Raw genomic sequence first — 13,563 nt, 5'->3', positions numbered from 1 at the left:
TTAATTTGAAAATAGTATATAACATTTAAAAATAAATGACATACTATTATACACAATAAAAAGCAGACATTACGTCTGCTTTAATTCTCCTCAATTTGCTTTTCACTTAACCCTAGATGTGTTCTAAGAGTATTACTCAAACTCTGCAAATCTTTTTTATTAGGATTATAATAATATACACGTTGCCCATTTGGACCATTAGGTAAATATAAATCATCACCAGCTAGTTGTATTTTTTCAACTGAACCGTTTAAACCGTATTTATAAAAAGATAAAATATCATCCATTACTAAGTTTGTTTTAAAATCGTCGTCAACTGCCTCAACTATTTTTTCTAGCTTCGTAATCGATCCTACACTTTTTAATTTACTTAAAATCGATTCAATAACAAGTTGTTGCCTCTGCCCTCTCATCGCATCACTATCAATATGGCGCGTTCTTGCTAGTGCAAGTGCTTCTTCCCCATTTAATTTTTGCAATCCTTTTTTCAAATGAATCGCATCAGGTTCATCTTTACTATTTTGCTCCGTAAATTCAACTGGGACATCTACTTCAATACCATCTAACCCATCAACAATTTTAGTAAAGGAACCAAAATTAAATTTCACAAAATAATCAACGGGCACCTGTAACAATTTTTCTACCGCTTCCACAGAAGCTTGCGGTCCTCCATCTTTACCATTTTTAACGAAACCACTTCCATATGCATGGGTTATTTTATCTTTTTTCTTTTCAACTGGAACGTATGTATATGTATCACGCGGTATGCTCGTTAATTTCACTGTTTTATCGTCTTTATTAAAAGTCGCTAACAATAATGCATCTGTATGAAATGCACCATTATACTCCTTTTGTCGTTCTTGATTTTCATCAATTCCCATAATTAAAAGTGAAACATGATTTGCAATTGGCTTTACAGATTTCTCACGTAAATTGGATTTTTCACCTCGTGCTAAATTCAAATTAGATTTTTGTACGAGACTAGAAGTTTTCATATATACATAGGCTCCATAGCCAATTCCACCAAATAGCAATACCGCTAGTAGTAAACTTATTATCGTTTTCTTTTTATATTTTTGCTTATTTTTCTCTTCTCTTAAAGATGAATGATTCCCCATTTACTCTCCTCCTGTTTCTATTCATCCAATATGTTTTTCATATTTAGCGCTATCCTTTTGAAACATACTTTCTTTCAATCCCTTATCTATTTGTATCCATTCTGTCGTAAGTGAATATTGAATCAAGCCTTCTTGAAAACTAAGAAATTTCAACATAATCCCTGTATTTTTCTCCACAACCATTTCGAATTTCCCTCTTAAATCTTCAGAGGTGCTAACAGGCATCTCTATATTGATGACTCCTTCAATTTTGTAACAATCTAATCCAAGATATTTCGTTTCTTTATAATTCCAATCTTTATATCGAATTAACAAATCTGCGAATTCTGATTGAATACTATATTTCGCTAGTCCTACATATTCATCATCATATCGCTTTTTTTCACCTGATTTTCTCAATAACCTTTCCGTAGGATTTAACTTTAATAATTCATTGTTTCTTTCTTTCGGGTTCCATTTTGTCTCTTTATAGGTATACTTCTCATCATCAAACTCTTTTTTCTTGCCCTCGTTATATATAATTGTTCGTTTTTTCGCTAGTTTATCTTCTTTCGAAGAGATACCTCTTTGTTTTTCCGTATCAATTGCATACTTATATGTTGTAGCAATTCTTGATGAGCTAGAATATTCCTCAAATTGTCCTGAACTATTTTTAAAATAATCAATAGAATCTAGCATCTTTTGATGAATCTTTTCTTTATCTGGATAATGTACATTTGATTTTATTTCTTCTTCATTTTCATAATCAGAAAACGCTTTTTTCTTTACATATTCAAACACTCCACCGTTTTGCGCGAAACTTTGTATAGAAAACTCAGACATAGATACCACTGAAAGTATACAAACCGCTGCACTAATTATCATCATATGGATTTTGTAACTCTTCTTTTTTACCTGAAGATTATGTAGTGTACCATTAATCTTCTCATTTAACTCTGGAGGTACTATAACATTTTCATTTTTTATTCTCTTTTTTAATTTCTCATCAAATAATTTTTCACTATCCACCCTTTACACCCCCTATTCCATCTTTAATCGTTTTTGTAGTTGTTCCCTCGCACGCGATAATCTTGATTTCACTGTTCCTTTCGGTATTTCTAACAGCTTCGCAATACTATCTTGATTCATATCTTCATAGTAATAAAGCACCGTAACAGCTCTTAATTCTTCATGTAACGATTGAATCGCATTATACAAATCTATATCTTCATACTGATCACACGCACTCATATTGTAATCATTCTCTTCTGTCACAATTACATTTTTATACGCTCTAATAATATTGTTACACTCATTCATTAAAATTCGAATTAACCAAGTTTGAAAAAACTCTTCTTTTTTTAGTTTTTTTATATTTTCATAAGCTTTTAAAATTGTTGTCTGTATCGCGTCCTCTATATTTGTCTCATCACGTAACATCGCCTTTGCTATTCGATACATCTTCACTTTTTCTGTATGTATAAGCGTTATAAAGGCTTCATGATCGCCTTTTTTCGCTAAAGAAACATCGGTTTCTTCTTTTATAATCATTTTATATAAAGGGATTACTTTCACAATTGCTCCTCCTGTTTCATCCTCACTTCAAATTTAACTTTACATGTATTAGACGTAGGAACCTAGGAAAAGGTTCATTTTTTTGAATATTTTTGTAAATAAAAAGACAAATATCCTTTATAAGTGTTATGTAATAAACATACTAGATTTAATTTACAAATAAAAAAAGCCCACTTTCTCAGTGGACTTTCTACTTTACAACGGTAAATCCCTCTTCTTAAAAACTACAATTGCTACTATGAAAATACAAAGTGCTCCAGCAGTTAAACCTATACTTACCGGCCATATATTATACGTTCCTTCAGCAATTTCTTTCGGATGAAACAGCGTGAATAATGATAGACTTCTCATCCACTCTAACTTATCACTTAATTTACCTACCATATCCAATACGAAAAATAAGATAGTTAAACTCGCTGAATAACTTAGTGCCTTTCTTTCGTCATTACATATACAAGAAAAGAAAAATGAATACGCACTAACGACTAAAAATATGAGCCCTCCGACTACATTTATCTTCAAAAATAATTCTTTATTTAAGTTATTATCTTGTAAAAACCATTCTGCACCTACTAACCCAGCTACATACGTAACAGATACAATAATCAGAAGTCCCAATATGAGAACAGCAGCTTGTGTAATAGCAATTTCCACTCTAGATACAGGTGTTGCTAACAAGTATGCCATTGCTCCTTTATCTACATGACGAGCAATTAAATGTGTTGCAACTGTTACACAAAAAATTGTTAAAATGATAATAAACAATAGACTATAGTATTCACCAGCTAAAAAATCCATTACGTTTTGAATCGGACTTTCCATACCAACGATTTTTTTCACACTATCAGGCATGGCAGCTATTAGTTCATTTAGCCCTTTCGCTGATACCATTGACGGGAATATCCAAATTAATAACCACAAATATAAAGCCGCACCAAACGCATAACTCAAAATATTTTTTTGTGTTTCTTTCAAACTAGCTAAAAATAATTGCTTATTCATGCGTTACCCCTTCTTTCTTATCGTAATAATGCATAAATAAATGTTCTAAATCCATCGCTCTCGTTTGAAGTGCCGTTACATTATAGTTTGAAATTGTTTGTAAAACAGTTTGATAGTTTCCTTGTACAATGATAGATGCCTCTCTACCTTTTACCACTTCAAATTGCAAATTACACTTTGTAAGAGATTCAATCTCTTCTTGCGATGATACGGTTACATCTATTACCTGTCGTCTCATACTTTGTAAATCGTGAATATTTTCAACCGTTACGAGTCGACCATCTTTAATAATCGCTACTCGATCACACGTACGCTCAATTTCAGTGAAAATATGTGATGACATTAGGATTGTTTTTCCTCTTTGCTTTTCCTCTAATATTAATTCTATAAATACTTGCTGCATAAGTGGATCAAGTCCAGATGTTGGTTCATCTAAAATTAACACCTCTGGATCGTGCATAAATGCAGCAACTATCCCCACTTTTTGCTTCATTCCTTTAGACATTTTGCGAATCGGTGTTTTCACATCAAATTGCAGACGATCTATCAGTTCATCTCGTCTTTTCGTATCCTTTAATCCACGCATTCCTTGCATTAATTTTAAAAACTCTAATCCGTTCATTCCTTCAATAAAAGAAATTTCACCCGGTAGATAACCAACTTCCCTTTGAATTTTCGCTGCTTCATTCCAACAATCTAATCCAAAAATTGTCGCTTTACCAGCTGTCGGTTTTATAAATCCCATTAAATTACGAATCGTCGTTGATTTCCCGGCACCATTCGGTCCTAAATAACCAAATACTTCTCCCTCTTTTACATCAAATGTAATATGAAACAAACCTTTTCCATTCGAAAACTGTTTTGTGACATCCTGAACTGAAATCATAATTCCACCTCATTTTTTGAAATATTTAATATGTGATATTTCAAAATCATTGTACTCCTCATCTTTCATATTCGCAACAACTTTTTGAAATATTTATTAGTCCATATTTCAAAATTATTGTTTTCCATTATTTTTTCTTGTATATTTTAAGTGAGGTGATTGCATTGAACGGATTTGAAAGAGTAAAAGAAAAGAAAAAACGTGCCATTAAAGAAGCAGCATTCGTATTATTTTCAGAACGTGGATTTAATGAAGTGAAAATAGAACATATTGCAAAAGAAGCGAACGTTTCTCAAGTTACAATTTATAATCATTTCGGAAGTAAAGATGCGTTATTTAGGGAGCTTATACAAGAATTTATCATATCTGAATTTCAATATTATAAAGAGCTTGCAGAAGAAAAATTACCTTTTCATGATATGATGCAAAAAATGATTGTAAGAAAAATGAATACTGGCGGGCTATTTCAACCTGATATGTTACTACAAATGATGCAAAGGGACGAAGAACTCCGGAAGTTTATTTATAGTTATCAAAATGAAAAAATCCTGCCCTGGTATTTAGAAATATTAGAACGAGCGCAGCGCAAAAACGAAATTAATCCTCACCTTACTAAAGAAATGATGTTACTTTACATTCAAATGTTTACAAAATTAGGTGATGAATTTGGAGCACAACTTCTTGAAGGAGATCGTGAAAAACATATACAAGATATCGTTACGATGTTCTTTTATGGACTCTCCGTCCCAGAAAAATAATTTTTCTAAAGAACAAATAGAATTACCAAAAAGCCCTTTGGATATTTAAATCGCAAGGGCTTTTTCATATCAAAAAATGTCTAAAACTAACTTTATCTTAAAGAAGTTAAATGCTTCTTTATAGATAACACCTTATTATAGATTAACTCTTTTAGCATAACAGGCTGAATTGAAATAATCGTTTCACCGAAATTCAGAAAATAATTTGAAATAAAATCAAATTCTTGCTTGTTAAAATAGCCTGTTATAATGTAATTTTCATTTTCCTTTTGCATCCTCATGGAAGGGTAATTCTCTTTATCAAAAATGTCTTTTCCTTTTTGATTAACAATGACGCTAAAATTAATTGCATCCGGCTTTCTGTGAAAAGTAGTAAGATAACTTAATAATTCTTCAAGATTTTTTGGATTAATATTGCTCGTTTCCACAATAGAAAGAATTTTATCACATCTAATTATTTGAACATTATTCGTCTCAAAATTAAAGATTTTAGCATACCACTGGCCAAATTTAGATTCTATTCGAATAAATTGGGCAACCAATGCTTTCTCCTCACCTTTTTTTAAATATGTTAAATGATAAACTCGCTCAGCAAAAATCCCCTGTAAAATTTCTTTTAAGAACGGACTAAAATTACTATGATTTGTTACTTCAAAGGAAAGCGTTCGTTCCATAATTGAAATATTTTTACTCACATTATCAGGTAATACATGTTTAAATTTATTTTCAAGCGCAATACTTTCTACATTAAATGGTTTTGTCTTGTATCCATTTAGCGTAAGAATTGAAAAATATAAGGCATACATTTCATCCACACTAAAATAAATTGGCGATAAAACACTATTTTCTATAATTTTATAACTTCCATTTCTACCCAATTCAGAATATATGGGTACACCTATTTCTTCCAATGATTGAATATCTCGCAAAGCGGTACTTTTAGAAATATCATATCTAACCATTAAATCTTTTAAATTAAAATATCTTTTATTATTTAAGAAAATAAGCATATCATTTATTCGTTCCGTTTTTTTCATATTTCCCTCCCAAAAAGGTGTCATGTATTGAAACCCTTTTAATCTATATTATAATTATCAACTAATAAAGGAGTTATATATTTATGACATTAGAAATAGCTATTTTTCTTTCAATGAATGGGCAAGCAAAGGAGGCGATTAACTTTTATACACGTCATTTAGAAGCCAAAAAGTTAATGGTTGTTACGTATGAAGAACTGGCGAAAAGAGATAGTTCTTTTAAAATTAAAAGTGAAAATAAAGATCATATTGCTCACTCTGTTTTACAAATTGGGAATACAAAGCTAATGATAGCAGAAGATACAATGAAGCCTAATGAACGTTATAACGTTGGAAATAACATGTCACTTTGCATTCAAAGCGCTAATTTAGAAGAAATACAAAGGTTTTATAATAATTTAATTTCCGATAAACATGTGAAAATAATCTCTCCCCTAGAAAAAAATATATTTAGTGAAGCATATGGTATTATTGAAGATCCTTATGGCATACAAATCCAATTAATGTATGATAAACGACTAAACTAAATAATTAATCATATTCACATATTCCTAATATAAAAGACACGAATTTCGTGTCTTTTTTATTTTATAGAAATGACTCTACCCTTTTCACTGCTTTCAATCGCTAATTGAATCAGTTTAATAACATCTAAGCCTTCTTTTGCTGTTACAGGTAGTTTCTCACCATTTAATATACTATCTCGTACACCTTTATAATAATTGTCATAACAACCGACTTCTGTTGGAATGCGCTCTAAGCTTTCTTCTGTTTCTAAAGTAGCAAAATTCTCTTCATCGTCTACTCCATAACCATTATCACCTGGCTTCATTCCATTTTTTAATTGCTCTTCCTGCGAATCCATACCGTACTTCACGATAGAACCTTTCTCTCCATGCACTATAAAATGCGGTCCAGCTTTTTTCACATAACTGCTACTACGTAAAATGACACGTTTAGCTCCGTAATGCAGTACTATGTGGAAATAATCATCCACCTCTGCACCTGGTCGTTGTTTTATTACATCTGCACTTATCGCATCTGGTTTCCCAAATATTGATAACGCTTGGTCAATTAAATGCGATCCTAAATCGTATAATATACCGGAACCTGGTAGATTTTTTTCTCTCCATCGATCACGCACATGTGGACGGAAACGATCAAAATTTGATTCATATGCGTATACATTCCCTACTCTGTTTTCTCCTAACAATTTCTTAATTGTTAAGAAATCATTATCAAAACGACGATTATGATATACGCTTAACATTACATTATGCTGCTCTGCTAATGAAATAAGCTCTTCCCCTTCTTCAATTGAAACAACAAATGGTTTTTCTACAACAACATGCTTACCGTTTAAAATTGCTTCTTTTACATATGGAAAATGAGTTGTATTAGGTGATGTAATAACAACTAAGTCAACATCAGCTCGCTTCACCAATTCATCAATTGTACTAACAACATTAGCGTTTGGTAATGTTTCTTTTACTACCTCTTCTTTTGAGGATAATACAGCACGAATATCATATTCTTCTATTGTTTGTAATAGTGGGATATGAAATGTCGTACTAGAAAAACCAAATCCTACAATCCCTACACCTATTTTTTTCATGTTGCCCCTCCATTTGTCCCGATTTAACGGGCAGTAAGATTCCTAACTCAAAATCCAGCGAAAGCTAAGAAATTAGGTGAGGAGTCAACTGCTCGTTAAAGCCCGATTGGTTCAACTAATAATCAGTGGGGATAAAGAAAATCCCCATTGATTAAAGTTTCACTTTATGAGAACGATTTCATTCAGTTATTATAACAAGATTATTATTATTTACATAATAAATTGCCTAGAAAAAAGCATCTTGCTACTATTCATAGCAAGATGCTTTTTTTAACCCGCTTTAACGGGCAGTAAGGCTCCCGACCGCGAAGGAGTTAGATGGGAGACCAACTGCCCGTTAAAGTCCGATTGGTTCAACTAATAATCAGTGGGGATGAACAAAATCCCCACTGATTATAGTTTCACTTTACTCCGGTCGTTTTTTCGTCCACGTTTCTACTACTTCACCAGTATCATTAACATCTAGCACTAGGCTACCATTACTATACCGGTCTTTATTTCGATACGCTTTCGGATCAATCTCTTCTACAATATTTTTTTCTGTCTTCATATAAACTAATTCATCGTCCCGAACAATTTCAATACCGACAATGCGGTATGGATTACGTTTTAACTCTTTGAAAATAACAAGACCTCGTTTCGCCCTCGTTGATTTCTCAATTTCTGATGCTTTTAGACGTTTTACAGCACCGCGCTGCGTTACGAGAATAAGTTGATCTTTGTCACCATTTAACGGTTTACCAGAAGCGACATAGTCATCTTCTTTTAAATTAATTGCTTTCACACCAGCAGCTCTTACACCGACTGGACTTACTTCATCTTCATGGAAAATAAGTGCATATGCACCATGTGTAGCAAGAACGATATCACTCGTTCCATCTGTCGCAAATATATCGACAACTTCATCACCTTTTTTCAAGTTTACAGCAACGAATGCCCTTGAATAACGCTGAACTTTATATTGATTTAATTCTGTTTTCTTTATCATACCATTTCGTGTTACAAATACGATAAATCGTTTTTCTTCCTCAAAGTTCGGTACAACCGTTACCCAAATGATCGTTTCATCTCGGTCGAGTGAAACGATATTTGCAACGTGCTGACCTAAATCTTTCCAACGAATATCTGGCATTTCGTATACTGGAAGATATATATAGTTCCCTTTACTTGTGAATAAAAGAACTGTTTCAGTCGTATTCGTATCGAATCGTTCAAGTAAGATGTCACCCTCTTTCATACCGAAGTCTTTGCCGTTTGATGCATTATGTGAGCGCCATCCAGTACGTTTCACATATCCTTCTTTCGTTACAGTAACGATGACATCTTCTTGTGGAATCATCACTTCTACGTCTATTTTAATTTCTTCAATTTGTTCTTCAATAATAGCACGGCGATCATCACTATATGTTTTCTTAACTCTCTTCAAATCAGTTTTAATGACTTGAAGTAATCTTTTTTCACTTTGTAAAATTGACTGTAGCTCTAGAATTTTCTTATTAAGCTCATCTGCTTCTTCTTGTAACGCCGTAATGTCTGTATTCGTTAAGCGATATAATTGCAAGGATACAATTGCTTCTGCTTGTGCTTCTGTAAAGCCAAATTTTGCACTTAAATTATCTTTCGCATTACGTTTATCTTTTGAAGCTCGAATTGTCTCGATTACTTGGTCTAAAATCGATAATGCCTTCTTTAAACCTTCTACAATATGTTGACGATTTTCTGCTTTTCTTAATTCATATTGTGAACGTCTCGTAATAACCTCTTTTTGATGTCCAATATAAGCATCCAAAATTTTCGGTAATGTCATAAGTGTTGGACGGCGATTATTGATCGCTACCATATTAAAGTTATATGGAATTTGTAAATCTGTATTTTTATATAAATAATTTAAAATACCTTCGGCGTTTACTTCTTTCTTTAATTCAACAACGATTCGTAAACCAGTACGATCCGTCTCATCACGTACTTCAGCAATGCCATCTAACTTTTTATCTAGACGTAATTCATCCATTTTCTTTACAAGGTTTGCCTTATTCACTTCGTAAGGAATTTCAGTGATTACAATTTGTTGTTTCCCACCGCGCACTGTTTCAATTTCTGCTTTTCCGCGAATAATAATTTTACCTTTTCCTGTTTCATACGCCTTTTTAATACCATCAATCCCTTGAATAATACCGCCTGTTGGGAAATCTGGTCCTTTCATAACTGTTAATAAATCATCAACAGTACTATTTGGCTTATCAATACGCATCATTGTAGCGTCAATAACTTCTCCAAGATGATGCGGAGGAATTTCTGTTGCATAACCAGCGGAAATTCCTGTAGATCCGTTTACTAATAAATTCGGGAACGCTGCTGGTAATACAACCGGTTCTTCACTCGTATCATCAAAGTTTGACACGAATTCAACTGTTTCTTTATCAAGATCACGTAATAATTCAGATGCGATTGGTGATAAACGAGCTTCCGTATAACGCATCGCTGCCGCTGGGTCCCCATCAACACTACCGTTATTACCATGCATTTCAACTAAAACATTACGTACTTTCCAAGTTTGGCTTAAGCGAACCATTGCTTCATATACAGAGGAATCTCCATGTGGATGATAATTACCAATAACATTACCTACTGTTTTAGCTGATTTACGAAACGCTTTATCATGTACATTACCTTCTACATACATAGAATATAAAATACGTCTTTGTACTGGCTTTAAGCCATCACGTGCATCTGGAAGTGCACGATCTTGAATAATATATTTACTATAACGTGCAAAGCGGTCACCTAACACGTCTTCAAGCGGGAGGTCATGAAACTTCTCTGCTTGCATGTTATTCCACCTCCGTCTCCATAATCATTTCATTTTCTAAAATATTTCCTTCTTCTTGCATACCAAACTGTACATTACGTTCAATCCATTTACGGCGCGGTTCTACTTTATCGCCCATTAATGTTGTAACGCGACGCTCTGCTCTTGCTGCATCATCAATTTTCACGCGAATTAATGTACGCGTTTCAGGATTCATTGTTGTTTCCCATAATTGATCCGCATTCATTTCACCAAGTCCTTTATAACGTTGTAACATATAGCCTTTGCCAACTTTTTTCGTTACACCGTCTAATTCCTCATCTGACCAAGCGTATTCAATTACCTCACTCTTACCTTTCCCTTTACTTACCTTGTATAAAGGAGGAAGTGCGATAAACACTTTACCGGCTTCGATAAGTGGCTTCATATATCTGTAGAAGAACGTTAATAACAATACTTGAATATGAGCTCCATCCGTATCTGCATCGGTCATAATAACAACTTTATCGTAGTTAATATCTTCAACAGCGAATTCATTTCCTACACCGCCGCCAATTGCATAAATAATTGTATTAATCTCTTCATTCTTAAAAATATCAGCAAGCTTTGCTTTCTCCGTATTAATTACTTTACCACGCAATGGTAGTACCGCCTGAAAACGACGATCTCGCCCTTGCTTTGCTGAACCGCCAGCCGAGTCACCCTCTACTAAATACAATTCGTTTTTCTGAGGGTTACGTGATTGTGCAGGTGTTAACTTCCCGCTTAAAGTACCTTCTGATTTTTTCTTTTTCTTACCACTACGTGCTTCTTCTCTCGCTTTACGAGCAGCCTCACGTGCTTGCGCTGCTTTAACTGCCTTTCTCACAAGAAGTGTAGCTACATCCGGGTTTTCCTCTAAAAAGTAAGCTAGATGCTCTGATACAATGGCATCAATAGAAGAACGAGCTTCACTTGTACCAAGTTTCCCTTTCGTTTGTCCTTCAAACTGCAGTACTTCTTCTGGTACACGTACAGAAACGATAGCCGCTACACCTTCACGAATATCTGTACCTTCTAAATTTTTATCTTTTTCTTTTAATAATGAAACTTTACGAGCATACTCATTGAACACACGCGTCATTGCTGTTTTAAATCCAGCTTCGTGTGTTCCACCATCTTTTGTACGTACGTTATTTACAAACGAAAGAATATTTTCTGAGTAACCATCATTAAACTGGAATGCTAGTTCTGCTTCAATCCCGTTTTGTTCACCAGTGAAATATACAACCGGGTGAATTGAATCTTTTTCTTCGTTTAAATATGAAACGAAAGCTTCAATTCCTGTTTCATAATGAAATATATCTTCTAAATCATTACGTTCGTCTTTTATTGAGATTTTCATTCCTTTTAATAAGAATGCAGATTCACGTAATCTCTCACATAATGTTTCATAATTGTAATTTGTCGTACTAAAAATCGTTGTATCTGGTTTGAAATGCATTGTTGTACCAGACTCTTTTGTTTTCCCGATTTTCTCTAACGTTGTTGCAGGAACGCCACCATTTTCAAAGCGTTGTTCATAAATGTTACCATCACGTTTAATTGTTACTACTAACCATTCTGACAAGGCGTTTACAACTGATGCCCCAACACCGTGTAAACCACCACTCGTTTTATAGCCACCTTGACCAAACTTACCACCTGCATGAAGTACAGTTAAAATAACTTCAGGTGTAGGTTTCCCAAGTTTATGCATTCCCGTAGGCATTCCTCGCCCTTTATCTATAACGCTAATACTATTATCTTTATGTATTACGACAGAAATTTCGTCGCCAAATCCCGCTAACGCCTCGTCAACGGAGTTATCTACTATTTCATATACTAAATGATGCAATCCACGGCTATCCGTACTCCCGATATACATACCCGGGCGTTTTCGAACGGCTTCAAGTCCTTCTAACACTTGAATCGCATCTTCATTATATTGGAACTGATGCTTCGCCAAACTCCTTGCCCCTTTCCTAATCCAAAATCAGAACATATGTTTCTATTATAGAATAACGCCTCGACTATAGTTTTGGCAAGTTATCTTATCTCTTTTATATACCATTTTCAATAGAAAAATCCTTGTTTTCTCACAAGGATTCCTCTAGGCTACTATTTCAGAAAAATAATCGTTTGTCAACGAGAAATGGATATGTATTCCAAGATTACACATTCCAAACCTTTATTATGATCCAAATGATCAAAATCCAAAATGGGATTACAAATAACAATCCCCAAAAACAGCCTTTAAAAAATCTCATGATGAACACCTCGTTCATCGGCCCTACTTATCTATAATGAGGGCTGAATCAATCTTTCTAACTTTAAGTCTATACTATTTTGTCATCGCATGTTCTACTTTAATACAACGATCCATTATTACAGTATAGTCTTTTTCTTTTAAAAGTTTATATGTATCTTCATCTTGTACTCCTAATTGTGCCCAAAAAACATCTGCATCAATCTCGACAAATTCTTTTGCAACATCCATTAAAAACTCTGAGCGACGAAATACATTTACAATGTCAACGTGTTCCTTAATATCCTTTAGTGAAGAAACTGCCTTTTCTCCAAGCACCTCATTTACTGTTGGATTAACTGGAATAATGCGGTATCCAGCATCTTGCATTGCTTTTGAAACCATATACGATGTACGTTCTGGCTTATCTGATAATCCAACAACCGCAATTGTTTTGCTTTTCTTTAACACTTCACCAATTTCCGTACGAGTTGGGTTTTCAATTGTCATAATTAATC

The 13,563-nt window shown here is 33.7% G+C and carries 12 protein-coding genes; 2 read left to right on the top strand and 10 right to left on the bottom strand.

The window, feature by feature from the left end:
• Positions 1-80: 80 nt before the first annotated feature.
• The 5 genes from N2V92_RS17050 to N2V92_RS17030 form a co-directional block, all read right to left on the bottom strand.
• Positions 81-1,118, bottom strand: a complete 1,038-nt coding sequence (locus tag N2V92_RS17050; RefSeq protein ID WP_000526731.1) for an LCP family protein — start codon at positions 1,116-1,118, stop codon at positions 81-83.
• A gap of 21 nt (positions 1,119-1,139) precedes the next feature.
• Positions 1,140-2,126 carry a hypothetical protein gene (locus N2V92_RS17045; protein WP_000376636.1) on the bottom strand — a complete coding sequence of 329 codons (987 nt, stop codon included), beginning with the start codon at positions 2,124-2,126 and terminating at the stop codon, positions 1,140-1,142.
• 12 nt (positions 2,127-2,138) lie between these two features.
• Complete coding sequence (locus tag N2V92_RS17040; protein ID WP_000864724.1) at positions 2,139-2,672, bottom strand: RNA polymerase sigma factor; 534 nt, start codon at positions 2,670-2,672, stop codon at positions 2,139-2,141.
• Between the two features lie 195 nt (positions 2,673-2,867).
• Entirely contained in the window at positions 2,868-3,674 is an 807-nt protein-coding gene (locus N2V92_RS17035; protein ID WP_001041417.1) for an ABC transporter permease subunit, read from the bottom strand.
• A complete protein-coding gene (locus N2V92_RS17030; RefSeq protein ID WP_000626561.1) occupies positions 3,667-4,560 on the bottom strand; it encodes an ABC transporter ATP-binding protein in 894 nt (297 codons plus the stop codon). The genes N2V92_RS17035 and N2V92_RS17030 overlap by 8 nt, the downstream gene beginning before the upstream one ends.
• A 155-nt stretch (positions 4,561-4,715) precedes the next feature.
• Here N2V92_RS17030 and N2V92_RS17025 point away from each other — a divergent pair, with 155 nt between their 5' ends.
• Complete coding sequence (locus N2V92_RS17025) at positions 4,716-5,318, top strand: TetR/AcrR family transcriptional regulator (protein ID WP_003309799.1); 603 nt, start codon at positions 4,716-4,718, stop codon at positions 5,316-5,318.
• A gap of 92 nt (positions 5,319-5,410) precedes the next feature.
• On the opposite strand, the gene N2V92_RS17020 is transcribed toward N2V92_RS17025, so the two are convergent.
• Positions 5,411-6,379, bottom strand: coding sequence for a helix-turn-helix transcriptional regulator (locus N2V92_RS17020; RefSeq protein ID WP_000187494.1), 969 nt, complete (start codon positions 6,377-6,379; stop codon positions 5,411-5,413).
• Between the two features lie 59 nt (positions 6,380-6,438).
• On the opposite strand from N2V92_RS17020, the gene N2V92_RS17015 reads away from it, so the two are divergent.
• Complete coding sequence (locus N2V92_RS17015) at positions 6,439-6,882, top strand: VOC family protein (protein WP_000171340.1); 444 nt, start codon at positions 6,439-6,441, stop codon at positions 6,880-6,882.
• A gap of 56 nt (positions 6,883-6,938) precedes the next feature.
• Here N2V92_RS17015 and N2V92_RS17010 read toward each other — a convergent pair whose 3' ends face one another.
• The 4 genes from N2V92_RS17010 to N2V92_RS16995 form a co-directional block, all read right to left on the bottom strand.
• Positions 6,939-7,970 (bottom strand): oxidoreductase, encoded by a 1,032-nt coding sequence (locus N2V92_RS17010; protein ID WP_000719768.1) that lies wholly within the window; start codon positions 7,968-7,970, stop codon positions 6,939-6,941.
• A gap of 406 nt (positions 7,971-8,376) precedes the next feature.
• Positions 8,377-10,800, bottom strand: a complete 2,424-nt coding sequence (gene parC, locus N2V92_RS17005) for a DNA topoisomerase IV subunit A (protein ID WP_001147460.1) — start codon at positions 10,798-10,800, stop codon at positions 8,377-8,379.
• Between the two features lies 1 nt (position 10,801).
• A complete protein-coding gene (gene parE / locus N2V92_RS17000) occupies positions 10,802-12,766 on the bottom strand; it encodes a DNA topoisomerase IV subunit B (RefSeq protein WP_001062195.1) in 1,965 nt (654 codons plus the stop codon).
• Between the two features lie 375 nt (positions 12,767-13,141).
• The gene (locus tag N2V92_RS16995; protein WP_000151394.1) at positions 13,142-13,555 is read right to left on the bottom strand and encodes a CoA-binding protein; all 414 of its coding nucleotides are present in this window, start codon (positions 13,553-13,555) and stop codon (positions 13,142-13,144) included.
• Positions 13,556-13,563: the final 8 nt, after the last annotated feature.

Origin of the sequence: Bacillus sp. CH_48 (assembly GCF_038008465.1) — a bacterium.
GTDB classification, from domain to species: domain Bacteria; phylum Bacillota; class Bacilli; order Bacillales; family Bacillaceae_G; genus Bacillus_A; species Bacillus_A thuringiensis_S.
This window is presented reverse-complemented; position numbering and strand designations above follow the sequence as displayed.